This is a genomic window from Pantoea sp. CFCC18179, assembly GCF_059412405.1.
The window spans coordinates 41,705-65,782 of sequence record NZ_JBNBPM010000010.1; the positions used below are offsets into that span (position 1 = coordinate 41,705).

A 24,078-nucleotide genomic window follows, 5' to 3' on the forward strand; every position below is an offset into this window, starting at 1 on the left:
GGGCAGTAAAAAACAGTCCATTTTAGCACAGCAAGCAAACCCGTGAATTTTTGTTTGGTGACCGAAAATGGTATTATTCAACGGTTTTGTGATGAACAGGAACCATTATGGCCCAGATTAGCCGTTCAGCGCTGGTCCCTTATAGCGCTGAGCAGATGTACCGTCTTGTGAATGACGTGGATGCTTATCCTGAGTTTCTTCCGGGCTGCACCGGCAGTCGCGTGCTGGATAACAGTGAAAACCAAATGACGGCGGCGGTCGATGTCTCGAAAGCCGGTATCAGTAAAACCTTCACGACGCGCAATACTTTGATCAACAACCAAAGCATTTTAATGCAGTTGGTTGATGGCCCGTTCCGTAAGTTAACGGGCGGCTGGCATTTCACTTCATTAGGTGATGATGCGTGTAAGGTGGAGTTAAGCCTCGATTTTGAATTCACTAACATGCTGGTTGAGATGGCGTTTGGTCGCATCTTTAAAGAGTTAGCCAATAGCATGGTGCAAGCGTTTAGCCAGCGCGCGAAAGAGGTTTATCGTGCCTGAACTCCACGTGGAAGTGGTTTACGCGCTACCGGATAAGCAATATTTGCGCTCAGTAACACTTGATGAAGGCGCGACGGTTGAGCAGGCGATAAAGGCATCTGGCTTGTTATCACTGCGCAAGGATATTGATCTGAGTATCAATAAAGTGGGTATTTTCAGCCGTCCGGTGAAATTGGCTGACGCGGTTCAGGATGGTGATCGTGTTGAGATTTACCGTCCGCTGATTGCCGATCCTAAAGAGTTGCGACGTCAACGAGCGGAACGAACAACAGACAAAAAGTAGTTTGCGAGTAAACAAAAAAGGCGCCAGAGCGCCTTTTTTAATGTTCTTCACTTAGCCTTCTTTGCCTGCGAGCTTCGGTTTATTGTCGATATTGGTCAACGTTCCGTTGCTGTCAAAGGTCAGTGTTAGCGTCTGCTGTTTAACACCTTCATGGCCTGGTTCCTGGCGGAACACGTAATACCACACGTTGCTGCCAAAGGGATCATGCATCATCGGTGTGCCAAGCGTGTAGGCAACCTGCTGCTGCGTCATGCCGTTATGAATCTTCGACACATCGTTGGCGACCAGGTAATTCCCCTGATTAATATCCGGACGATACACAACGCGCTCAAGGGTGGAACATCCGGCGGTCGTCATCAACATTACTACTGCCGCGGCAGTCAGCGTTTTACAGCGCATCTATACATTCCTTTTCTGGGGCCAAACGCCTTTCAGCAGGCTATTTTTTTGCCATCAAATTCTGAACTCTGCCTGCGGCAGGCTTTATTACCCAGGCGACTTAGCAGCCGATGATAATAAACCTTTTCGCTATTTGAAACCTCTACAGAGCAAGCATATGACCACCAGGCTGGAAAAAAGTGCGGTATCAGGCGGCTAAAAGTTCTTTTGCGTTCGCGAGCGTGTTGCGCGTGACTTCGCTGCCACCCAGCAGACGCGCCAACTCTTGCAGGCGCGCACGTTTATCCAATGGTTGCATATGTGTTTCTGTCATAGCTCCGTCTGTTTCTTTGCTAACGAAGAAGTGTTGATGTCCGCAACCGGCGACTTGTGGCAGATGCGTTACGCACATCACCTGAGTTGATTCCCCCAACTGACGTAGCATTTGGCCGACAACCGCGGCTGTTGGACCGCTGATGCCCACATCCACTTCGTCGAAAATCATTGCCGGCGTTTCCATTTTTTGCGCGGTAATCACCTGAATGGCTAAAGCGATACGCGACAGTTCACCGCCCGAGGCCACTTTGCCAAGCGGTTGAAGCGGCTGGCCTGGGTTAGTCGTCACACGAAAATCGATGCGCGTTGCACCGTCGGCGGTGAGTTGATCAGCATTGAACTCTAGCACAATCGCAAATTGGCCGTGCGGCATCGACAGCGTACGCATGCTTTGCGTAATCAACTGGCTTAACTCTTGCGCAGAGGTTTCACGTAATTGATGCAGCTTCTCAGCGGTAAGTAGCGCGGCCTGATGGTGAGCCACCACTTCAGTTTGCAGGATTTCCTGATCGCTCTCTTGTTGCGACAGCAATTCCGCTTCATCCAGTAATTGCTGATACAGCACCGGCAAGGTTTCAGGGGAAACGTGATGTTTACGCGAAAGAGCGATCTGGCGCGACAAGCGCTGCTCCAGCTCATGCAGGCGATTAGGATCGAGATCCAAACGCTCGCAATAGTGGCGTAATTCATCGCTGGCTTCACTCAACTGAATTGCCGCTTCTTCCAGCAAATTGAACACACCACTGACTTTGTTATCGAGTGTGACCAGTTCACCCAGCATATTGCGAGCGCTGTACAGCAAGCTTTGCAAGTTAGTGTCATCGCCATCGGCGAGGATGTGCAGCGCTTGTTGACTGGTTGAAAGCAATTGACCGCTATTCGCCAAACGCTTGTACTCTTCATCAATCTGCTCAAACTCACCCAGTTGCGGCGCGAATTCATTGAGTTCTTTCAACTGATATTGCAGCAGCTCGCGGCGCGATTCGCGCTCTTGCGACAGCTGCTGATGTTGCGCTAACGCCCGGCAGCTTTGATGCCAACGTTGATAGTGCTGACGCATCTCGCTGAGCAGATCATCGTGCGCAGCGTAAGCATCTAGCAGGTGTTTTTGGTGATCGGATTTGAGCAAAAGTTGGTGTGCATGCTGGCCGTGGATTTGAATCAGCAGTTGGCCCAATTCGCGGAGCTGAGACAACGGCACAGAGGTACCATTAATGAAACCACGTGAACGTCCATCCGCACTGATCACGCGACGTAACAAGCATTCATGGCCTTCATCCAGTTGATTTTCAATCAGCCAACGTTGCGCTGATGGAGAGGCTTTCAATTGGAAGCGCGCACAAATATCAGCGCGATTAGCACCCTGACGCACCATATCTGCTTCAGCGCGGCCGCCCAAACACAGACCAAGCGCATCAATTGCGATGGATTTACCTGCGCCGGTTTCTCCTGTAATCGCTGTCATACCACGATGAAAGTCGATCTCCAGTTCACGAACGATAGCAAAGTTACTGATGGTCAGTTGTGCCAACATAGAATCACCTGTATGTAAGAACAGATATGTAATTACATACAGTATAAACTGGTTTTTTATACAGTAAAGATGTCTGCGCTGTTTTTTAGAACAATTTTTTTGACCAGCCGAGTTTTGAGCTTAAGGTATTAAAATAGTTATAATTTTTTGGGTGGATTAAGTTGAGGTGGTTGGCGCTGCGGCGAATCAGCACATCTTCACCTTCCTGAATCGGCAAGGCAATTTGGCTGTCGCAACTGATTTCCAGATCGCTGCGCAGCGACGAAAAACGCAGGCGAATGGTGCTGCTACTGTTGATTACCAACGGACGGGCGGAAAGGGTGTGCGGGAACATTGGCACCAGCGTAATGGCATCAAGTGATGGCGTTAAAATTGGGCCGCCTGCTGAAAGGGAATAAGCGGTTGAGCCGGTCGGCGTTGAGATAATCAGGCCATCCGATCGCTGTGAAAACGCGAAAACTTCGTCAATATAGACTTCGAATTCAATCATGTGTGCCACTTTGCCCGGATGCAGCACCACTTCATTGATGGCGCTACCAATGCGTGGCGAGCAATCTTCTTTGCACACCTGTGCTTCCAGCAAGAAACGGCTTTCCACGAAGTAATCGCCTTGTAGCACGTCATCCAGCTGCTGCTGCGCATTGTCGGGATCGAGATCGGTAAGAAAACCGAGATTGCCACGGTTAATACCAATCACTTTGATGTCATAACGCGCCAGCACGCGTGCGGCTCCCAGCATGTTGCCATCGCCGCCGACGACCACCGCTAAATCAGCACGTTGACCAATTTCAGCCAGGCTGCCCGTTTGTGCATTCTTTAGGTTCAGTTCGCGCGCGATCTGTTGTTCGACAATCACCTCATAACCCTTTGCCGTCAGCCAGCGCCAGAGCATTTCATGGGTGGTTAACGCAGTAGGATGGCGCGGATGGCCAACAATCCCGATGCAGTTAAAGTGTTTGTTCATTTAGCGCGAGTTCCTTATAAGCCAAAACGGCCAGGCAATGTGATGGGTTTACTTGAAACCGTCAAACTGATCCCCATAATAAGCCAACCAGCGAGATGAATGTGTAAAACGCGGAGAAATTCATGAGTAGTAAAGAACAGAACACCCCAAACGAGCAAGTCTCAGACGAAATTCAACAGGAACAGCAGCACGTGGACGCAGAGACAACCGCTGAGGTGGATCCGCGTGACGAGCGTATCGCACAACTGGAAGCTGAGTTAACGGTTTCGCAGACTGGTGTGCGTGATGCTCAACTGCGTGCACAGGCGGAGATTGAAAACATCCGTCGCCGCACCGAAATGGATGTGGAAAAAGCGCATAAATTTGCGCTGGAAAAATTCGCCAACGAGCTGCTGCCAGTGATCGATAGCCTGGAGCGCGCGCTGGAAGTGGCCGATAAAGAGAACGCTGAACTGGCTTCTATGATCGAAGGTATCGAGCTGACGTTGAAATCGCTGCTGGGCGCGGTGCGCAAGTTTGGCGTGGAAGTGGTCGGTGATACCAACGTTCCGTTCAATCCGGAAATTCATCAGGCGATGTCGATGATGGAATCTGACGAAATGGCGCCAAACCATGTATTGATGGTGATGCAGCGCGGTTATACCCTCAACGGTCGCTTGTTGCGTCCTGCGATGGTGGCAGTGACCAAAGCCAAAGGCTGATAGATTGCTGCGATGACAACGGCCGCTTAATGCGGCCGTTTGTTTTTATGGCAAAACCGGCAGCCAATCAATCGGCGTTTGACCGGATTGAGTGAGCAATGCGTTCGCTTGTGAGAAGTGTTTACTGCCAAAAAAGCCGCGATGTGCGGAGAGCGGGGAAGGATGCGGCGCTTTCAATACATGATGGCGTTGAGTATCGATAATGCTGCCTTTCTTCTGCGCATGTGAACCCCACAGCAAGAAAATAACCCCTTCGCGATGCTGATTAATGGCGCTAATCACGTTGTCCGTAAAAGTTTCCCAGCCGAAGCGCGCGTGCGAATGCGCTTTACTCGCTTCCACCGTTAACACCGTGTTCAGCAACATCACGCCCTGAGTTGCCCAGCTTTCGAGAAAACCGTGCTGTGGACGCACAAAGCCGGGAATATCCTGCTCCAGCTCTTTATACATGTTCAGCAATGACGGCGGTGTTGCCACGCCCGGCAGCACAGAGAAGGCTAAACCGTGCGCCTGATTGGGGCCGTGGTAGGGATCTTGCCCCAAAATCACCACTTTAATGTCACCCAATTCGGTTAGCCGGAAAGCATTGAACACGTCTTTCTGCGGCGGATAAACCGTTACACCGGCAGCACGTTCGTTAGCGACGGCTTTCAGTGTTTCCACGAAATAAGGTTTCTCTTTCTCTTCAGCCAGCACATCGTGCCAGGTTAGCTTCTCAGCCATCATTGACTCCCTGCAAAATAGTGCGCCTAGCTTAACGTGTCGGGCTCAAGAGCAGAAGGGTAAAAATAATTTGAAGAATTACATAAAAAGTTAATGGTGAAATTTGTTGTGAATCAATTTGTTAGATTTTGCAGTGGGAAGTGTGGTTGAGCAAAATTGATACAGGTCAAAACGGCTGTTTTGCGGCGATGATATACCAGAGCATTCAAAATGTTGTGAACCTCGCTGCCTCGGTAGGCGGCGTAAAAGCCCTGGAGACCGACTATGATTACCGGCATTCAAATTACTCAAACTAACAATCCTCAGCTCATGAACTCATTCTGGCTGCTGGACGATGAAAAAGCCGAAGCACGTTGCTTGTGCGCTAAAGGTGATTTCTCAGAAGATCAGGTGGTTGCGATCAGCGATCTGGGTGAAATTGCTTACCGTGAAATTCCATTGGAACAGAAACCGCAGGTACGCGTAGAAGGTGGTCAGCACCTGAACGTTAACGTGCTGCGTCGTGAAACGCTGGAAGATGCGGTTAACAATCCAGAAAAATATCCTCAGTTAACCATTCGCGTTTCCGGCTATGCCGTACGCTTTAACGCGCTGACGCCAGAGCAACAGCGTGACGTGATTACACGTACATTCACCGAAAGCCTGTAATTGCAGCGCTGACGAAAAGACACACAGCAATGCAAGCCGCGCCAATATTGATTGGCGCGGCTTTTTTGTGTTTAAAAATCGAGTAGCGAATCGTAAGAAAGGGAATTGAAATCAATTTTGTCGTCAAAACGTGATTTCTCTACGCTTAAAACAAAAAAATCGCCCCAAAAGAGGCGATTAATTGCAATGCGTGCTGTTTTATTCCGCACCTGACTCCGGCACATCGCTCGCGCTTGGCTTGCGGCGTTTACCGATGTTTTTGGTGTCACGATGACGCTTTTTAACGCGCGGCTTTTCAGCTTCTTTCTCTTTGCGCTCTTGACGCTTCGCAAGGGCTTTTTTCGACGGTTTTCCTGTCACTTTCGCACTTGGCGCACGGCTTTCCGGACGCAGTTCTTCAATCACGCGCGCCTTCAACGGTTCATTGGTGTAGCGGGTAATTTTGCCCAGCAACAGATGATCGTGTGCTTCAACCAGCGAAATAGCCGTGCCTTTGCGTCCCGCACGCGCAGTACGCCCAATGCGGTGAATATAAATATCGGCGGTACGTGGCAGGTCGAAGTTGATAACATGCGAGATGTCGTCAATGTCGATACCACGCGCGGCAACATCGGTGGCAACCATCACTTTGACGCGACCATCGTTCATACGTTTGATCGCTTCATTACGATTGACCTGCACCATCTCACCTTCAAGATAGCTGCTGCGAATTCCGGCTTCATGTAGCCAGGTCACCACTTCATGCAAGCGTTCACGCTTACGCACAAACACGATGACGCGTTCTGCTTCTGGCTGCTTCAGCAAGTGAATCAGCAACTTGGTTTTGTGCTCAAGGTTGTCGGCGCGGTAATACCATTGCTGAATCTTTTTACGTTCGCTTTTGCTCGGATCGGCTTCAATGGCCACCGGTTCGTTCAGCAGGCGCTCGGCGAAATCTTTAATATTTTCGCCTTCCAACGTTGCTGAGAACAGCAGCGTTTGTTTACGCCAGCGGGTTTCGGCGGCGATGGTTTCGATATCCTGTGCAAAGCCCATGTCCAGCATGCGATCGGCTTCATCCAGAATCAGCGTTTCAACCGCGCGACAGTCGAAGTTCTCTTCTTTGATGTATTGCAGCAGACGACCAGTGGTGGCAACCACGATGTCTTGGTTTTCACTGAATACTTCGGCATGGTTCATATACGCCACGCCGCCGGTGATGGTGGCGATATCCAGATGGGTGTGTTTTGCCAGTTCACGCGCATGATCGGCAACCTGCATCGCCAATTCACGGGTTGGCGTTAAAATCAGGATACGCGGCGGACCTGATTTTTTACGCGGGAAATCGAGCAAATGTTGTAAAGCGGGCAGCAAAAACGCTGCAGTTTTCCCCGTCCCGGTTGGTGCCGAACCCAGAACGTCACGGCCTTCTAATGCAGCAGGAATGGTCTCGGCCTGAATAACTGTCGGGCGAGTAAAGCCTTTTTCCTGCAGCGCTTGTAGCAGGCTTTCGTCAAGTTCGAGTTCGGAGAATGTGGTTACGGTCATGGTCTACCTCAGTTTGGGGCGCTGATTATAGACAGAACGAATATAATCTTCATCTGTTTGTGTAGGTATTACAGGCGCAGGTGAATTCCCATCCGCACCACGTTACACTTCCGGCAGTAAAAAATTCAATGGTAGTGAAGTATGTCTCAGGACCAACCGCCAACGCGGGCGATGTTAAGAAAAGATGGTTTTACCTTTAAGCAATTTTTCGTGGCGCACGATCGCTGTGCGATGAAAGTCGGCACTGATGGCGTGTTGCTAGGGGCTTGGGCGCCGGTTGCCAACACGCGGCGCATCCTCGATATCGGCTGCGGGAGCGGCTTGATTGCGTTGATGTTGGCGCAACGCACGCCAGAGCAAGTCAGCATTGATGCCGTTGAACTGGAAGCCAGCGCGGCGCAACAGGCGGCGGAAAATATTCACGCTTCGCCTTGGGCCAATCGTATCACGGTGCATCATCACGATATCGTCAGTTGGAGCGAGCAGTGCGACAAGCGCTTTTCTTTAATCGTCAGTAATCCCCCTTTCTTCGCGCCGGGCATGGCTTCCAGCAGCGCCGAACGCGATACCGCACGCAGCACCGCAACGCTTGATCATCAAACCTTACTGCGTTGTGCCGCACAGCTCATTGAAGAAGAGGGGATTTTTTGCGTGGTGCTGCCAGCAGAAGCGGGAGAAGCATTGATTTCACTGGCGCAAGCAGATGGCTGGCACTTGCGTTATCGCTATGATGTCGCCGCGTATGCGCAACGTCCGCCAAATCGTTTGGTGTTGGGCTTTTCACCAACAGCAGGCGAAACGTTGCAGGAACGTCTCGCCATTCGCGATGAAGACAAAAGCTATTCGGCTGACTGGCTCAGTCTGGTGAAAGAGTTCTACTTATTCAGATAACCTTCTGGTTGCAGGATGGTTGGCAAGGCTTCGGCGAGCAGATCAGGATTGTCGAGCGTAAAGTGCAAGCCGCGGCTCTCTTTACGCTCCAGTGCACAGCGCACCATCAACTCCGCAACCTGCACCAGATTGCGCAGCTCCAGCAAATTATTAGAGAGGCGGAAATGCGCGTAATACTCATCGATTTCTTGCTGAAGTAAATTGATGCGGCGCAGCGCACGTTCCAACCGTTTGGTGGTGCGCACAATGCCTACGTAATCCCACATAAACAGGCGCAACTCGTGCCAGTTATGCTGAATTACCACACGTTCATCGGCGTCATCGACGCGGCTTTCATCCCAGGCAGGAAGATGTTCGACTGCGGCCACTTCCGGCAGGCGTGCAATCATGTCTTCTGCCGCAGACCAACCGTAAACCAGGCATTCCAGCAGTGAGTTGGATGCCATGCGGTTGGCACCGTGCAGGCCGGTATAACTCACTTCACCGATGGCATAAAGCCCATCAACGTCGGTACGCCCTTGCTGATCCACCATCACGCCGCCGCAGGTGTAATGCGCGGCGGGCACAATCGGAATCGGTTCTTTGGTGAGATCGAGGCCAAAGGTCAGCAGCTTTTCGTAAATCATCGGGAAGTGGCTGCGGATAAAACTTTCCGGCTGATGGCTGATGTCGAGATACATACAATCGACGCCCAAACGTTTCATCTCATGGTCGATAGCGCGCGCCACGATGTCACGCGGGGCAAGTTCGGCACGCGGATCGAAATCGGGCATAAAGCGTGTGCCATCGGGGCGTAGCAGCCACGCGCCTTCACCGCGCAGTGCTTCGGTTAGCAGGAAGTTTTGCGCCTGCGGATGGAACAAGCAGGTTGGATGAAATTGGTTGAATTCCAGGTTGGCCACGCGACAACCCGCGCGCCACGCCATGGCAATGCCATCGCCCGAGGCTACGTCAGGATTGGTGGTGTATTGGTAAACTTTCGCCGCGCCGCCGGTCGCCAGCACCACCGCGCGTGCACGGCAGGTTTCAACCTGCTCGCGGTTGCGGTTCCATATCCACGCGCCGACCACGCGACGTTTACCGGGCAAGCCGAGTTTGTCGGAGAGAATCAAATCCACCGCGTTGGTGCGTTCGATGATGCGGATATTAGGATGACTCAGCGCCTGGCTGACTAAGGTCGTTTCAACCGCGCGCCCGGTGGCATCAGCGCTGTGCAGAATGCGGCGATGGCTGTGGCCGCCTTCACGCGTGAGGTGATAGCGCGCTTCACCATCGCTGTGAGTTTCTTTATCAAATGCCACGCCATTATCAATCAGCCATTGCACACAATGGCGCGCATTGCTGGCGATAAAGTTCACGGTTTCACGATCGCATAAGCCTGCACCGGCAATCAGCGTGTCTTCTACGTGTGATTCGATGCTGTCAGTTTCGTCAAACACCGCCGCAATTCCGCCCTGCGCATACAGCGTTGAGCCTTCATTCACCTGCGCTTTACTCAGCACGGTAACCTGATAATGCGGCGCTAAGCGCAGCGCTAACGATAAACCGGCCGCGCCGCTGCCGACGATGAGTACATCACACTGATAGTCAGGAAGAGAAGTCATGATGTTTAATTTACTAAACAAAAGGTGACTTGAGCATAAGCCCGGATGGGGATGCTGTGAAGTATTTTGAACAAAGAGTGCAGAAAAAAAGCGCACCACAAACAGTTTGTGACGTGATATCAGTCAGTTAACGCTTAAAAGAAGCAGAATGTGTTTTTTATATCAAACACTCTGAAAATTCAGGTAATAAAGGTGAAAATGACCGCGTCATAAGGTACTCTGCCAGCGATTATCGGTGCCGCAAAAGACACCACCAGCGTGGCAAGTCGCTACACTGAAAGACAATCAACAACAATGATGTCGTGGTTCCGATACGGAAAAATTCTGGTCGTAGTGAACTTCAGGCCAACAGATCACTCTAAGCGCATGCTTGCTCAGAACAATGAGATGTGCTGGCAGTTCACTTACGCATAAAAAAGTTTTGGGGAGATATTACCTCGGATGAGCGAGCAGTTAACGGATCAGGTTCTCGTTGAGCGGGTTCAGAAGGGAGATCAAAAGTCCTTTAATTTACTGGTGATTCGATACCAGCATAAAGTGGCGAGCCTGGTTTCACGCTATGTTCCCTCAGGCGATGTGCCTGATGTGGTTCAGGAATCCTTTATTAAAGCGTATCGCGCACTGGAGTCATTCCGTGGCGACAGCGCCTTTTATACATGGCTGTACCGCATTGCGGTCAATACAGCAAAAAATTATCTGGTTGCTCAGGGGCGTCGTCCGCCATCCAGCGATGTGGATGCGATTGATGCGGAAAACTTCGAAAGTGCAGGTGCACTGAAAGAAATTTCGAACCCTGAGAACTTAATGTTGTCTGAGGAACTGAAACAAATCGTCTTTCGCACCATTGAGGCGCTTCCCGAAGATCTTCGTATGGCCATCACCCTCAGGGAATTGGATGGACTGAGTTACGAAGAGATTGCCGTCATCATGGATTGCCCGGTCGGTACCGTACGTTCGCGTATCTTCCGAGCACGAGAGGCTATTGATAATAAAGTTCAACCGCTTATCCAACGTCAGTGATAACGGCTACTGGAAGGGTACCAACGCATGCAGAAAGAAAAACTTTCCGCTTTAATGGATGGTGAAACACTGGATAACGAGCTGTTGGCGTCGTTGTCTAAGGATGCGGATCTTCAGCAAAGCTGGGAAAACTACCATCTCATCCGCGACACCTTACGAGGTGATGTCGGTGAAGTGCTGCATTTTGATATCTCCGCACGTGTGGCTGCAGCCCTCGAAAACGAGCCGGCGCGCAAAGTTTCTACGCTGATTCCTGAAGCACAGCCTGAACCGTCGCGCTGGCAGAAAATGCCATTCTGGCGTCGCGGTGGCAGCTGGGCTGCACAATTGACGCAGGTGGGTGTCGCTGCTTGTGTATCGCTGGCGGTAATTGTTGGCGTTCAGCACTACAACAGTTCACCAACCGGCAGTGCGACAGAAGCCTCCGATTCGCCAGCGTTTAATACGTTGCCGATGATGGGCAAAGCGTCGCCGGTCAGCTTAGGTGTTCCTTCGGAAGCGTTTGATACCAACAGCTCTAATCAGCAGGTGCAGGAACAGCGTCGTCGCGTGAATGCCATGCTGCAAGATTATGAACTGCAACGTCGTCTGCATGCCGATCAGGTTCAGTTTGAAAAGAACGATCCGCAACAGGCTCAGGCTAACGTTCCGGGAAATCAGTCGTTAGGAACTCAGCAGCAGTAATGAAGCAACTTTGGTGTGCCGTTAGCCTGCTGGCAGGCAGCCTGTTTTGGTCATCTACCGCCTCGGCGCAGACATCTGCGTCCGGGGCGTTGTTACAACAGATGGAGCAGGCAAGCCAGAATCTCAACTACGAATTTGCCTACATCAATGTCTCGCGTCTTGGCATTGAATCTCTGCGTTATCGTCACGCGGTCATCGACAATCGTATCTTCGCCCAACTGTTGCAAATGGATGGGCCGCGTCGTGAAGTGATTCAGCGCGGCAATGACATCAGCTATTTTGAGCCGGGATTAGATCCGTTCTCGCTGCCGGGCAACCACATTATCGATGCGCTGCCAGGCTTGATGTTCGCTGACTTCTCACGTTTGGGTGAGGCTTACGATTTCATCCCGGTGGGGCGTTCGCGCATGGCCGATCAAATGTGCGAAGTGGTGCGCATCGTGTCACGCGATGGTACGCGCTACAGCTATGTGGTGTGGCTGGATGTCGATACCAAACTGCCGCTGCGCATTGATCTACTCGATCGTGACGGCGAAACGTTGGAACAATTCCGCGTGATCAGTTTTGCCGTCGATGAAGGCGTACGCAATCTGATGCAAGGTTTGGAAAAGGCGAATTTGCCACCGTCGCTGTCATTGCCAGCCGGTGATAAAGTCGAGCTTAGCTGGCAGCCAGGTTGGCTTCCGGCAGGAATGAAGCTGATTTCACAGAGCCGCCGCGACATTCCCTCAATGAACAAAACGGTTGAATCTCGTCTCTACAGCGATGGCTTGTTTAGCTTTGCCATCAACATGACGGCCGCCGACAAAAGCAGCAGCGTGCAAGCATTGCGCACTGGACGTCGTACGGTGCAGACCGAAGTGCGCGATAATAGAGAAATCACCGTGGTGGGCGAATTGCCGCCAGCCACTGCCAAACGTATCGCGGACAGCATAGATTCAGGTTCAGCCAAATGATGAGAGAATGGGCCACCGTGGTGGCGTGGAAGGAAGGCGTAGCGACGCTGCACTCCGAAGCAAAAACTTCCTGCAACAGTTGTTCGGCGCGTAAAGGCTGCGGCAGCCACGCGCTCAATCAACTTGGGCCGAAAAACGCCCACGTGATGACTATCGCCAGCCCGGAGCCGTTGCAACCGGGCCAGCGTATTGAATTAGGTATCCGTGAAAGCAGCCTGCTTGGCTCCGCGTTGTTAGTGTATATGACGCCACTGTTTGGTCTATTCCTCGTTGCGGGTATTTTCCAGATGCTATTTAACAGCGACCTTGCAGCCGCATGTGGCGCGCTGTTGGGCGGCATTGGTGGCTTTATTGTGGCGAAAGGTGTGTCTAACTTATTCGGCGATCGCGAGGCTTTTCAGCCGGTGATTCTCAGCGTGGCGTTACCTCCCGATGCGCTGCGTGTGGAAAACGAAGTTTGATCCCCTCAGGGCCGCATTGAGTGCGGCCTTTTCAAATCGGCTTAACTGCTGAAATCTGTTGCGATTCCCCACAGTTCCATTCTTTAACGCGCGGCGTTAACAGTGTAATATGCGTCGTCATTAATGAGGCCGACAAGGTTCCGGGTAAATCTCACTTGCCTGAATGTGTCTGTGCTCAAGTTTCCCACTGATTTTCTACGTGAAGATATTCATATAAATGAAGCACATACGAAATTTCTCCATCATCGCTCACATTGACCACGGCAAATCAACGCTCTCTGACCGTTTGATTCAAATTTGTGGTGGCCTGAGCGATCGTGAGATGGCGGCGCAAGTTCTGGACTCAATGGATCTGGAACGTGAGCGCGGCATTACCATCAAAGCGCAGAGTGTAACGCTCGATTACAAAGCGCTGGACGGTGAAACTTACCAGCTCAATTTTATCGATACTCCCGGTCACGTTGACTTCTCCTATGAAGTATCCCGCTCTTTAGCGGCGTGTGAAGGAGCATTGCTGGTGGTCGATGCAGGTCAGGGCGTAGAAGCACAGACGCTGGCTAACTGCTACACCGCAATGGAAATGGATCTGGAAGTGGTACCGGTACTGAACAAAATCGACTTGCCAGCGGCCGATCCGGAACGCGTGGCGGAAGAGATTGAAGATATCGTGGGCATCGACGCCACTGACGCAGTGCGTTGCTCGGCGAAAACCGGTGTTGGCGTGCCTGACGTGCTGGAGCGCCTGGTGCGTGATATCCCGCCGCCAGAAGGCGATCCAGAAGGCCCGCTGCAAGCGCTGATCATCGATTCATGGTTCGATAACTACCTTGGCGTCGTGTCACTGATCCGTATTAAGAACGGCACGCTGCGCAAAGGCGACAAAGTTAAAGTCATGAGCTCCGGCCAAAGCTATAACGCTGACCGCCTGGGCATCTTCACGCCGAAGCGTGTCGATCGCAACGAATTGAACTGCGGTGAAGTAGGCTGGTTGGTGTGCGCAATCAAAGACATCCTTGGCGCGCCAGTGGGCGATACGCTGACCTTGCAGCGTAATCCTGCAGAGAAAGTGCTGCCGGGCTTTAAGAAAGTGAAGCCACAGGTTTACGCCGGTCTGTTCCCGATCAGCTCCGACGACTATGAAGCGTTCCGTGATGCGCTGGGCAAATTGAGCCTTAACGATGCCTCGCTGTTCTATGAGCCAGAGAGCTCGACGGCGCTGGGCTTTGGTTTCCGCATCGGCTTCCTTGGTCTGCTGCACATGGAAATCATCCAGGAACGTCTGGAGCGTGAATACGATCTCGATTTGATCACCACTGCGCCAACCGTAGTGTATGAAGTGGAAACCACCGATGGCGAAACGATTTATGTCGATAGCCCGTCGAAACTGCCACCGCTGAATAACATTGCCGAACTGCGCGAACCGATCGCTGAGTGTCACATGCTGCTGCCGCAAGAGTTCCTCGGCAACGTGATCACGCTGTGTATCGAAAAACGTGGTGTGCAGACCAATATGGTTTACCACGGCAAGCAGGTTGCGCTGACGTATGAAATTCCGATGGCAGAAGTGGTACTCGACTTCTTTGACCGTTTGAAATCGACTTCACGCGGTTATGCTTCGCTGGATTATAACTTCAAGCGTTTCCAAACCTCTGACATGGTGCGTGTCGACGTGATGATTAACTCAGAACGTGTTGATGCGCTGGCGCTGATTACTCACCGTGACAACTCGCAATATCGTGGCCGCGACTTAGTGGAGAAGATGAAAGATCTGATCCCACGTCAGCAGTTTGATATTGCGATTCAGGCGGCAATCGGCAACCACATTATCGCTCGCTCAACGGTAAAACAGCTGCGTAAAAACGTCCTGGCGAAATGCTATGGCGGTGACGTTAGCCGTAAGAAGAAACTGTTGCAGAAGCAGAAAGACGGTAAGAAGCGAATGAAGCAGGTCGGCAACGTTGAGCTGCCGCAGGAAGCATTCCTTGCCATTCTGCATGTCGGTAAAGACAGCAAATAAGGAATTTTAATGGCTAACATGTTCGCCCTGGTTTTAGTGATTGCAACGCTGGTAACCGGTGTTATCTGGTGTATTGATCGCTTTAAATGGGCTCCGGCGCGCCGTGCTAAGCAGGCAGCAGCACAAGCGCAGGCAGGTAATTCTCTCGACAGCAAAACGCTGGCGAAAGTGGCTGCACAACCGGGTTGGGTAGAAACCACGGCATCGGTATTCCCGGTGCTGGCGGTGGTGTTGATTGTGCGTTCATTCATCTTTGAACCGTTCCAGATTCCATCGGGTTCAATGATGCCAACGCTGCTGATCGGTGACTTCATCCTGGTTGAGAAGTTTGCCTATGGCATTAAAGATCCGATTACCCAAACCACGCTGATCCCAACTGGGCATCCGCAGCGCGGCGATGTTGCGGTATTCAAATACCCGAAAGATCCGAGCGTTGATTACATCAAACGTGTGATTGGCTTACCGGGTGACAAAGTGGTGTTTGATCCCTACAGCAAAACCTTGACCATTAATCCGGCTTGCAGCAGCGGCAAATGCGACACTGCGCTGCCCGTGACTTACACTAATATCGAGCCAAGCAACTTCATTCAGACCTTTAGCGGTTTTGATGGCAACGAAACCGGTAACGGCTTCTTCCAGGCACCGCAGGGCGAAACCATGAAAGGCGGCCTGCGTTTGGGCACCCGCAAAGAGACATTGGGCAGCGTAACGCACGATATCTTGCTGGTAAACGAAGCGCAGAGTCAGGCAAGCATGTATTATCAGCAGCCGGGCCAGCCGCAATCCACCTGGATTGTGCCAGAAGGACAGTATTTCATGATGGGCGATAACCGTGATAACAGCGCCGACAGCCGCTACTGGGGCTTTGTGCCCGAGAAGAATCTGGTCGGCAAAGCGGTGGCTATCTGGATGAGCTTCGAGAAACAAGAAGGACAGTGGCCGACCGGCGTGCGCTTTAGCCGCATTGGTGGGATTCACTAATTAGCTTCAAAAAAGGTTGGCCTTCCATTCGGGAGGCCAGTGCACACGAAACAGAACAGGTTGGAACCACAGCCCTGTTTCGTATGCAGAATGACAGACGCACAGAACAACTGGAATCGCATGAACCCCATCGTCATTAACAAGCTGCAGCGCAAACTGGGCTACACTTTTACTCATCCGGATTTATTGCAGCAGGCATTGACGCACCGTAGTGCCAGCAGTAAACACAATGAACGTCTTGAATTCCTTGGCGATTCCATTCTCAGCTATGTGATTGCTAATGCACTTTATCACCGCTTCCCGCGCGTAGATGAAGGCGATATGAGTCGCATGCGCGCAACCCTGGTGCGCGGTAATACGCTGGCCGAGATGGCGCGTGAATTTGATCTCGGCGAATGTTTGCGTCTTGGGCCGGGCGAGCTGAAAAGCGGCGGCTTCCGTCGTGAATCAATCCTTGCGGACACCGTTGAAGCGTTGATTGGCGGCATTTTCCTTGATAGCAGCATTCAGACAGTTGAGAAGCTGATTCTCGATTGGTATCACTCGCGACTGGAGCAGATCAGCCCTGGCGATAAGCAAAAGGATCCGAAAACGCGTCTGCAAGAGTATCTGCAAGGGCGTCATCTGCCGCTGCCATCCTATTTGGTGGTGCAGGTGCGTGGCGAAGCCCACGACCAGGAATTCACCATTCACTGTCAAGTGAGTGGCATGGCAGAACCGGTGGTGGGCATTGGCTCCAGTCGCCGTAAAGCCGAGCAAGCCGCCGCCGAACAGGCGTTAATTAAGCTTGGTCTCGAATAAATAGTCACATCGCAGCGTCGACAGCGCCGCTGCCCAAGTCAGGACTCGAATGAGCGAACTCGAAACATATAGCGGCTTTGTCGCGATTGTAGGCCGACCAAACGTCGGCAAATCCACTTTGCTGAACCAGTTATTGGGGCAGAAGGTGTCGATTACGTCACGCAAGCCGCAAACCACGCGCCATCGCATCATGGGCATCCACACTGAAGGCGCTTATCAAGCGATCTACGTGGATACGCCAGGGCTGCACATGGAAGAGAAGCGGGCGATTAACCGCCTGATGAACCGTGCCGCCAGCAGTTCAATTGGTGATGTTGAGCTTATTATTTTTGTCGTTGAAGGCACGCGTTGGACGCCAGACGATGAGATGGTGCTTAACAAGTTGCGTGATAACAAAGTGCCTGTAGTGCTGGCGATAAACAAGGTCGACAACATTCAGGACAAGAGCATTTTGCTGCCTCATCTGCAATTCCTCAGCCAGCAGATGAACTTCCTCGAAATCGTACCGATCTCGGCAGAAAGCGGTAAAAACGTGGATGCGATTGCGGCGATTGCGCGCAAATGCTTGCCAAAATCCGAGCACCATTTCCCGGAAGATTATGTCACTGATCGCTCACAGCGTTTCATGGCCTCGGAAATCATTCGTGAAAAATTGATGCGCTTCCTCGGTGCTGAACTGCCTTATTCCGTCACGGTAGAGATTGAGCAATTTGTCTCTAACGATCGCGGGGGTTACGACATCAACGGCTTGATCCTCGTTGAGCGGGAAGGGCAGAAGAAAATGGTGATCGGTAACAAAGGCGCCAAGATCAAAACCATCGGCATTGAAGCGCGTAAAGACATGGAAGAGATGTTTGAAGCGAAAGTGCATCTTGAACTGTGGGTTAAAGTGAAATCTGGCTGGGCGGACGATGAACGTGCGCTGCGCAGCTTAGGTTACTCCGACGAAGGTTAATTCGATGGAAGGCTGGCAACGCGCCTTTGTGCTGCATAGTCGCCCTTACAGCGAAACCAGCCTCCTTCTCGATCTATTCAGCGAAAGCGAAGGGCGCGTCCGCGTCCTTGCCAAAGGCGCCCGCTCGCGCCGCTCCCAACTGAAAGGGGCATTGCAGCCCTTCACGCCTTTACTGGTGCGATGGGGCGGACGCGGTGACGTCAAAACGCTGCGTAATGCCGAAGCGGTTTCGCTGGCATTGCCACTTAGCGGCATCACGCTCTATTGCGGTTTGTACGTTAACGAACTGCTTTCACGCGTAATGGAGCAGCAAATTCCCTTCTCCGAACTGTTCTTTGATTATCTAAATTGCATCCAAACGCTGGCGGCCGGCAACGGCTCACCGGAACCGGCGCTGCGCCGTTTTGAGCTGGCGTTGCTCGGACATCTTGGCTATGGCGTTGATTTCCTGCATTGTGCTGGCAGCGGCGAAGAGATCGCCGATGGCATGACGTACAGCTATCGTGAAGAGCGCGGCTTTATCGCCAGCTTGGTGGTCAATCAACGCAGCTTTACTGGCCGCCAACTGCGCGCGCTGTGGGAACGAGATTTCCCGGATGCCGATAGCCTGCGCGCCGCCAAACGCTTTACGCGCATGGCATTGAAGCCCTATCTTGGCGGCAAGCCGTTGAAGAGCCAGGAACTGTTTCGCCAGTTTGTGCCAAAAAAGAAACCCGATGTGGCAAACGACTAGCGCTGGTCGTACCGGCTGGTATTCTTAAGCCCGTTACACTGCAAACACACTGAATACATTTGAGGATTGTCATGGCTGAGTTGCTGTTAGGCGTCAATATTGATCACATTGCCACCGTTCGTAACGCGCGTGGCACTAACTATCCCGATCCGGTCCAGGCGGCATTTGTCGCTGAACAAGCGGGTGCGGACGGCATTACCGTGCATCTGCGCGAAGATCGTCGTCATATCACCGATCGTGACGTGCGTATTTTGCGTGACACCATCCAGACGCGTATGAACCTGGAGATGGCGGTCACCGACGAGATGATCGACATCGCCTGCGAGATCAAACCACATTTCGTTTGCCTGGTGCCGGAAAAGCGTCAGGAAGTCACCACTGAAGGTGGATTGGATGTGGCGGGGCAGCAGGACAAAATCAACGCAGCGGTGCGCTTGCTGAGCGAAGCGGGCATTTTGGTGTCGCTGTTCATCGATGCCGATCATCGCCAGATTGAAGCGGCTGTTGCCAGCGGCGCACCTTACATCGAAATTCACACCGGGGCTTATGCCGAAGCGCCTGAAGGTTTGGAGCGCCAGGCTGAACTGTCACGCATCCGTAAAGCCGCAACGTTTGCCGCCGGTCTCGGTTTGAAGGTCAATGCCGGTCACGGTTTGACTTACCACAACGTGCAGCCGATTGCTGAGCTGCCAGAAATGCATGAGCTGAATATCGGCCACGCCATTATTGGTCGTGCACTGTTCAGCGGCCTGGCGGATGCGGTGGGCGAGATGAAGCAACTGATGCGGGAAGCGCGTCGCTAATGGCGATTCTCGGACTCGGTAGCGACATCGTAGAGATCGAGCGCATTGCTGGCGTGATTGAACGTTCAGGCGATCGCTTGGCGCGCCGCGTGTTAAGCGAAGCCGAGTGGCAGCAATATCAGGCGCACCAGCAACCGGTGCGCTTTCTTGCTAAGCGTTTCGCGGTGAAAGAGGCGGCAGCCAAAGCCTTTGGCACCGGCATTCGCGGCGGCTTGGCGTTCAATCAGTTCGAAGTGTACAACGATGCGCTGGGCAAACCGGGGTTACGTTTCTTTGAGCAGGCCAAAGTGATTGCCAGTCAACTTGGCGTGCAGCATGTGCATGTCACGTTGGCCGATGAACGTCATTACGCCTGTGCAACCGTAATTATCGAAAATTAGTGATGTAGTAGAACAAACTTATCCCACAGTGCTTCGCGGCTTTCGGGGTGCTGAGGATCGCTAATAATGGTGTTATCAATTGGGCAGACGCTTTGGCAGGTCGGCACATCATAATGGCCCACGCACTCGGTGCAGCGGTCAACATCGATCTCATAGATCGCGTCACCTAAGCTGATTGCCTGGTTTGGGCATTCAGGTTCGCACATATCACAATTGATGCATTTGGTGGTGATCAGCAGGGCCATAGCGGACGTCCAATAACAGCAGAAAAGGCGCGGGTATTATACGCGCCTCAGCTCATCAGACCAGCTTTTTCACCAACTCTTCGCTATGACGAATATGGCTGGATGCACGTTCCGGATCGTTCTGCACCAATGCCATAAACAGCAAATCGGTCAGCGCCAATTGTGCGCTGGTGGAGGAGATGGCGGCGCTACGCGTGCTTTGCTCCTCGGCAACCGTATACAGGCAAATGGTGGCACATTGTTGCAATGAGTTGGGCGTAAAGCCGGTGAATGCCAGCACATCAGCACCAATTTGCGCCGCTTCCTGTGCCGCCAGATTGATTTCACGCCGTTCGCCGGTGTAGGAAATGGCCAGCAGCACATCGCCCGGCGCCATCGCTTGCACGCTGGCCAGTAGCGCATGCATATCTTGCTCTGCGACCGCATTGATGCCGATCTTCATCAGCTTCCAGGAAAAATCTTTTGCCACCAAACCGGAAGCGCCAATGCCAACCAGCAGAATGCGATTAGCATTTTTCAGCAGTTGCAGGGTTTGCAGCAGCTTCTCTTCGGTGTTGATATCCAGGGTGGCGCGGATGGCTGAAATCTTCTCGGTCAGCAGCTTTTCACCCACGACTTTCAGCGGATCGTCGCTGAGAATATGGTTATGCACGGTAATCGCATCGCGATCGGCCATCGATTCGCTCAATGCCAGTTTCAGCGCCGGGAAGCCTTTGTAACCCAACTTCTGAGCAAACTTCACCACGCTCGATTGGCTGACGCCCGCTTCTTCGGCCAGTTTTTGTGAACTCAAATGCCGTGCCCGATCCGGCTGCGACAGCAAAAAATCCGCCAGGCGACGCTCATTCAGAGCCAGTCGTGGGTAGAGCTGACGAATTCGCAGCAATGAACTCATGGTTCGATCCTTAATTCTTTCATTTGCTAGCAGCGCGTAAACCCAAAAGAATAAACTATTCAGCTGGCATTGTAGTCATTGGAATTAAAAATAGCAGCTTTCGCTGCGAGCCGTGAAGCTGGCTACACTGTAGGGCAGAAACCGCAAAGAATTGAGAAGGAGTGTTGTTTGACTAAGGGTACGCAACGACGCGTGGTGTTTTTCGATCTCGACGGCACGCTGCATCAGCAGGACATGTTTGGCACCTTTATGCGCTATTTACTGCGACGCCAGCCTCTCAACCTGCTGCTGGTGATCCCGCTGCTGCCGGTGATTGGGCTGGGCATGTTGATTAAAGGACGTGCGGCGCGCTGGCCGATGAGTTTGCTGCTGTGGGCGATTACCTTCGGTCACAGTGAAAAGCGCCTGCGTCAGCGTGAAGCCGAGTTCGCTGAGTGGTTTCGCCAACGCGTAACGGCTTTTCCGGTGGTGCAGCAGCGTCTCACCGATTACCTCAGCAGTAACGATGCCGATGTCTGGCTGATCACCGGTTCGCCGCAATCGCTGGTGGAACAAGTCTACTTCGATTCCGCCTTTTTGCCGCGTGTGCAACTGATCGCGAGCCAGATGACGCCGGGACGCGGCGGACGTTTATTGGCGATGCGCTGTCTCGGTCATGAAAAAGTGGCGCAACTGGAGGAGAAAATCGGCACGCCATTGCAGTTGTATAGCGGCTACAGCGACAGTAAGCAGGACAACCCGCTGTTGTTCTTCTGCCAGCATCGTTGGCGCGTAACGCCGCGCGGCGAGCTGCAACAACTGGAATAACGCTTCGATTCCGCTAGCAGCATGGCTATAATGCGCCGCCTTAATTGCCCGCAGGAGTTGTCTGGTGAACCCACAAACTGATGAATATTGGATGCGTTTTGCGCTGGAACTGGCTAAACGTGCGTGGGAGCAGGGCGAAGTGCCGGTTGGCGCGGTGTTGGTGCAAGGCGACAAAGTGATTGGCGAAGGTTGGAATCGGCCGATTGGTCAGCACGATCCCACGGCGCATGCCGAAATCATGGCGCTGCGTCAGGGCGGCAAAGTGCTGGAAAACTATCGTCTGCTGGATACTACGTTGTACGTCACCTTGGAACCCTGTGTGATGTGCGCCGGTGCAATGGTGCACAGCCGCATTACACGTTTGGTGTATGGCGCGAAAGACGAGAAAACCGGCGCGGCCGGTTCTCTGCTGGATGTGATTGGTCATCCCGGTATGAATCATCAAATTCAAATTGATTGTGGTGTGCTGGCAGAAGAGTGCGCGGGGATGTTAAGTGACTTCTTCCGTATGCGTCGTGAGCAAAAGAAGGCGCTGCGTCAGGCGCAGCGCGCAGATTAATTCATCGCAATCTTCGGTTCCACCGCCGGGTAACCGGCGCCTAATTCCGCTTCCAGCGCCGATTGCTGCGCTAAGCGCTTCTCTTGCTCCTGCAAATATCCCACCAGACTGATTTGATACTTACGGATGTTCTCAACGTAGTTGTAGGCTTCGTGCCCGCGCGCGTAGCCGTATGTGGTTTGCGCGTAGTAACGCTTCTGGCTGAGCATCGGTAGGCGCAGCTTCACATCCGCCCAACTATCCGGATTGCCGCCCTGTTTTGACGTCAACTTACGCGCGTCCAGCATGTGCGCGTAGCCCATGTTATAAGCCGCTAGAGCAAACCAGATACGTTCATCTTCTGGAATGGTGTCTGGCACTTTTTCCATCATACGTTTGAGGTATTCGCTGCCGCCACGGATGCTTTGCTCCGGATCGAGACGATCGTCAACATCCAGGCTGTCGGCGGTATTGCGCGTCAGCATCATCATGCCGCGCACGCCGGTGGGCGACGTTGCCTGTGGATTCCAGTGGGATTCCTGATACGAGATCGCCGCCAGCAAGCGCCAATCCATGCTGGCTGCATATTTCTCAAACAGCGGTTTGATATCCGGCAAGGTGCTATCAATCGCGCGCAGGAAGGTGCGGGTATCCACGTAATCGAAGGTGCCTACGTGGCCGAGATACTTCTCTTCCAGCCGGGCCATGGTGCCTTCTTCGCCCATTTGGCTGTAGAAGTCGAGCATCGCCGCATTCAGGCTATCGTCATCGTTACGCGGTAAATACCAGGTCACCGGCTCTTCATCCGTCACATCAAACGCCACGGCTAACTGTGGATGAATACGTTGCAACAGGCCGATGGTGACGGAATCGCCCACGGTGTAATCGAGTTTGCCGTCGGCCACCGCTTCGAGCAGCGCTTTCTGGCCTTGATCGGCGGAAATCGCCCAGTCGAGATCGGGATAGCTGTCAGCTTTGGCGGAACGTAAAGTTGACAGATATGCCGAACCGGACTGCACAATCAGGCGGCCTTTAAGATCGCCGAGGTTTTTCGGTCGAGGCTTATCAATGCGGTACACCAGCTGTTGCGACACCGAATAGTAGCTTGGGCCACTTTGGTAGTGCGCAAGGCGCTCGCTGTTATAAATCAGGCCGGCTGCCAGCAAATCGGCTTTGCCATCATCCAAGTCATCAAACAGGTCGCCGAGGTTAGGACGCACCTCCACTTCCAGTTTCACGCCAAGATAATCGGCGAAGCGCTTCGCCAGCTCATAGTCCATGCCCGCTGGTGCATTATTGATGGTGTAGTAAGTCAGCGGAGAGTTTACGGTACTGATGCGCAGCACTCCGCGTGATTTGATCTGTGATAGCGCGTCTGTTCCGCCCCCGTACCACGGGATGGATGGCCACAATGCTAGCGCAAGCAGCACGGTGATCAGACCGATAAACAGATAGTTTATTTTTAGGCGTTTCAAATAGTTATCTCGTAATGGCTCACAGGCCTCTGTCTTTTAAAGGCAGTATTTGTGTTGTTTTAACTCCCAGAGCGAGGGGCATTTTGCGCAACAAAGCGGGGCAGGGCAACTTTTATAGCAAGAATTGTGCAAAAATCAGCCAAATGCCAAGTGCCAGAATTTATGCGCAAACGGTTTCGTAACCGGTGACGTTTCT

Annotated in this window: 27 protein-coding genes; 18 read left to right on the forward strand and 9 right to left on the reverse strand. The window is 52.5% G+C overall.

Annotated features, from left to right (window positions below):
- Nucleotides 1–107 precede the first annotated feature (107 nt).
- Both ACPUC7_RS17905 and ACPUC7_RS17910 read left to right on the forward strand, forming a co-directional pair.
- A complete protein-coding gene (locus tag ACPUC7_RS17905) occupies nt 108–542 on the forward strand; it encodes a type II toxin-antitoxin system RatA family toxin (protein WP_494923919.1) in 435 nt (144 codons plus the stop codon).
- Complete coding sequence (locus ACPUC7_RS17910) at nt 535–825, forward strand: RnfH family protein (RefSeq protein ID WP_494923920.1); 291 nt, start codon at nt 535–537, stop codon at nt 823–825. Before ACPUC7_RS17905 ends, ACPUC7_RS17910 begins: the two co-directional genes overlap by 8 nt.
- 51 nt (nt 826–876) lie before the next feature.
- Here ACPUC7_RS17910 and bamE read toward each other — a convergent pair whose 3' ends face one another.
- The 3 genes from bamE to nadK form a co-directional block, all read right to left on the reverse strand.
- On the reverse strand, nt 877–1,224 hold the full coding sequence (bamE, locus tag ACPUC7_RS17915) for an outer membrane protein assembly factor BamE (RefSeq protein ID WP_494923921.1): 348 nt from the start codon (nt 1,222–1,224) through the stop codon (nt 877–879).
- Nucleotides 1,225–1,411: 187 nt separating this feature from the next.
- The gene (recN, locus tag ACPUC7_RS17920; RefSeq protein ID WP_494923922.1) at nt 1,412–3,073 is read right to left on the reverse strand and encodes a DNA repair protein RecN; all 1,662 of its coding nucleotides are present in this window, start codon (nt 3,071–3,073) and stop codon (nt 1,412–1,414) included.
- 85 nt (nt 3,074–3,158) lie between these two features.
- Nucleotides 3,159–4,037, reverse strand: a complete 879-nt coding sequence (gene nadK / locus ACPUC7_RS17925; protein ID WP_343554776.1) for an NAD(+) kinase — start codon at nt 4,035–4,037, stop codon at nt 3,159–3,161.
- A gap of 122 nt (nt 4,038–4,159) precedes the next feature.
- On the opposite strand from nadK, the gene grpE reads away from it, so the two are divergent.
- Nucleotides 4,160–4,738 carry a nucleotide exchange factor GrpE gene (grpE, locus tag ACPUC7_RS17930; protein WP_494923923.1) on the forward strand — a complete coding sequence of 193 codons (579 nt, stop codon included), beginning with the start codon at nt 4,160–4,162 and terminating at the stop codon, nt 4,736–4,738.
- 45 nt (nt 4,739–4,783) lie between these two features.
- On the opposite strand, the gene ung is transcribed toward grpE, so the two are convergent.
- Nucleotides 4,784–5,461 carry a uracil-DNA glycosylase gene (gene ung / locus ACPUC7_RS17935; protein ID WP_494923924.1) on the reverse strand — a complete coding sequence of 226 codons (678 nt, stop codon included), beginning with the start codon at nt 5,459–5,461 and terminating at the stop codon, nt 4,784–4,786.
- 264 nt (nt 5,462–5,725) lie between these two features.
- On the opposite strand from ung, the gene grcA reads away from it, so the two are divergent.
- Nucleotides 5,726–6,109 (forward strand): autonomous glycyl radical cofactor GrcA, encoded by a 384-nt coding sequence (gene grcA, locus ACPUC7_RS17940; protein ID WP_343554779.1) that lies wholly within the window; start codon nt 5,726–5,728, stop codon nt 6,107–6,109.
- A 198-nt stretch (nt 6,110–6,307) separates the two neighbouring features.
- Here the strand turns inward: grcA and srmB are convergent, their stop codons facing one another.
- Nucleotides 6,308–7,636, reverse strand: a complete 1,329-nt coding sequence (gene srmB, locus ACPUC7_RS17945) for an ATP-dependent RNA helicase SrmB (protein WP_343554780.1) — start codon at nt 7,634–7,636, stop codon at nt 6,308–6,310.
- Between the two features lie 141 nt (nt 7,637–7,777).
- Here srmB and trmN point away from each other — a divergent pair, with 141 nt between their 5' ends.
- Nucleotides 7,778–8,527, forward strand: coding sequence for a tRNA(1)(Val) (adenine(37)-N(6))-methyltransferase TrmN (trmN, locus tag ACPUC7_RS17950; RefSeq protein ID WP_494923925.1), 750 nt, complete (start codon nt 7,778–7,780; stop codon nt 8,525–8,527).
- Here the strand turns inward: trmN and nadB are convergent.
- Nucleotides 8,512–10,131 (reverse strand): L-aspartate oxidase, encoded by a 1,620-nt coding sequence (nadB, locus tag ACPUC7_RS17955; RefSeq protein WP_494923926.1) that lies wholly within the window; start codon nt 10,129–10,131, stop codon nt 8,512–8,514. The genes trmN and nadB overlap by 16 nt on opposite strands.
- 441 nt (nt 10,132–10,572) lie before the next feature.
- Here nadB and rpoE point away from each other — a divergent pair, with 441 nt between their 5' ends.
- The 11 genes from rpoE (at nt 10,573) to acpS (ending at nt 19,922) form a co-directional block, all read left to right on the forward strand.
- A complete protein-coding gene (gene rpoE / locus ACPUC7_RS17960; RefSeq protein WP_007886161.1) occupies nt 10,573–11,151 on the forward strand; it encodes an RNA polymerase sigma factor RpoE in 579 nt (192 codons plus the stop codon).
- Between the two features lie 27 nt (nt 11,152–11,178).
- On the forward strand, nt 11,179–11,835 hold the full coding sequence (gene rseA, locus ACPUC7_RS17965) for an anti-sigma-E factor RseA (protein WP_494923927.1): 657 nt from the start codon (nt 11,179–11,181) through the stop codon (nt 11,833–11,835).
- Complete coding sequence (gene rseB / locus ACPUC7_RS17970; RefSeq protein WP_494923928.1) at nt 11,835–12,791, forward strand: sigma-E factor regulatory protein RseB; 957 nt, start codon at nt 11,835–11,837, stop codon at nt 12,789–12,791. The genes rseA and rseB overlap by 1 nt, the downstream gene beginning before the upstream one ends.
- On the forward strand, nt 12,788–13,252 hold the full coding sequence (rseC, locus tag ACPUC7_RS17975) for a SoxR-reducing system protein RseC (protein ID WP_494923929.1): 465 nt from the start codon (nt 12,788–12,790) through the stop codon (nt 13,250–13,252). The genes rseB and rseC overlap by 4 nt, the downstream gene beginning before the upstream one ends.
- 217 nt (nt 13,253–13,469) lie before the next feature.
- Entirely contained in the window at nt 13,470–15,269 is a 1,800-nt protein-coding gene (gene lepA, locus ACPUC7_RS17980; protein ID WP_007886170.1) for a translation elongation factor 4, read from the forward strand.
- 9 nt (nt 15,270–15,278) lie between these two features.
- Nucleotides 15,279–16,250 (forward strand): signal peptidase I, encoded by a 972-nt coding sequence (lepB, locus tag ACPUC7_RS17985; RefSeq protein ID WP_494923930.1) that lies wholly within the window; start codon nt 15,279–15,281, stop codon nt 16,248–16,250.
- Nucleotides 16,251–16,370: 120 nt separating this feature from the next.
- Complete coding sequence (gene rnc / locus ACPUC7_RS17990; RefSeq protein WP_036620136.1) at nt 16,371–17,051, forward strand: ribonuclease III; 681 nt, start codon at nt 16,371–16,373, stop codon at nt 17,049–17,051.
- A 49-nt stretch (nt 17,052–17,100) separates the two neighbouring features.
- Nucleotides 17,101–18,006, forward strand: a complete 906-nt coding sequence (gene era, locus ACPUC7_RS17995) for a GTPase Era (RefSeq protein WP_343554451.1) — start codon at nt 17,101–17,103, stop codon at nt 18,004–18,006.
- A gap of 4 nt (nt 18,007–18,010) precedes the next feature.
- Complete coding sequence (gene recO, locus ACPUC7_RS18000; protein WP_494923931.1) at nt 18,011–18,739, forward strand: DNA repair protein RecO; 729 nt, start codon at nt 18,011–18,013, stop codon at nt 18,737–18,739.
- A gap of 71 nt (nt 18,740–18,810) precedes the next feature.
- Entirely contained in the window at nt 18,811–19,542 is a 732-nt protein-coding gene (gene pdxJ, locus ACPUC7_RS18005; protein WP_343554453.1) for a pyridoxine 5'-phosphate synthase, read from the forward strand.
- Nucleotides 19,542–19,922 (forward strand): holo-ACP synthase, encoded by a 381-nt coding sequence (gene acpS / locus ACPUC7_RS18010; RefSeq protein WP_007886180.1) that lies wholly within the window; start codon nt 19,542–19,544, stop codon nt 19,920–19,922. The genes pdxJ and acpS overlap by 1 nt, the downstream gene beginning before the upstream one ends.
- Here acpS and ACPUC7_RS18015 read toward each other — a convergent pair.
- Together ACPUC7_RS18015 and ACPUC7_RS18020 are read right to left on the reverse strand one after the other, a co-directional pair.
- A complete protein-coding gene (locus ACPUC7_RS18015) occupies nt 19,919–20,167 on the reverse strand; it encodes a YfhL family 4Fe-4S dicluster ferredoxin (RefSeq protein WP_343554454.1) in 249 nt (82 codons plus the stop codon). The two genes, acpS and ACPUC7_RS18015, sit on opposite strands and share 4 nt — an antisense overlap.
- Nucleotides 20,168–20,222: 55 nt before the next feature.
- The gene (locus tag ACPUC7_RS18020) at nt 20,223–21,062 is read right to left on the reverse strand and encodes a MurR/RpiR family transcriptional regulator (RefSeq protein WP_494923932.1); all 840 of its coding nucleotides are present in this window, start codon (nt 21,060–21,062) and stop codon (nt 20,223–20,225) included.
- 168 nt (nt 21,063–21,230) lie between these two features.
- Between ACPUC7_RS18020 and yfhb the strand changes: the two genes are divergently transcribed.
- Together yfhb and tadA are read left to right on the forward strand one after the other, a co-directional pair.
- A complete protein-coding gene (gene yfhb, locus ACPUC7_RS18025; protein ID WP_494923933.1) occupies nt 21,231–21,869 on the forward strand; it encodes a phosphatidylglycerophosphatase C in 639 nt (212 codons plus the stop codon).
- 64 nt (nt 21,870–21,933) lie between these two features.
- Nucleotides 21,934–22,428 (forward strand): tRNA adenosine(34) deaminase TadA, encoded by a 495-nt coding sequence (gene tadA / locus ACPUC7_RS18030; protein ID WP_494923934.1) that lies wholly within the window; start codon nt 21,934–21,936, stop codon nt 22,426–22,428.
- On the opposite strand, the gene mltF is transcribed toward tadA, so the two are convergent.
- A complete protein-coding gene (gene mltF / locus ACPUC7_RS18035) occupies nt 22,425–23,882 on the reverse strand; it encodes a membrane-bound lytic murein transglycosylase MltF (protein WP_343554458.1) in 1,458 nt (485 codons plus the stop codon). The two genes, tadA and mltF, sit on opposite strands and share 4 nt — an antisense overlap.
- Between the last annotated feature and the right edge of the window lie 196 nt (nt 23,883–24,078).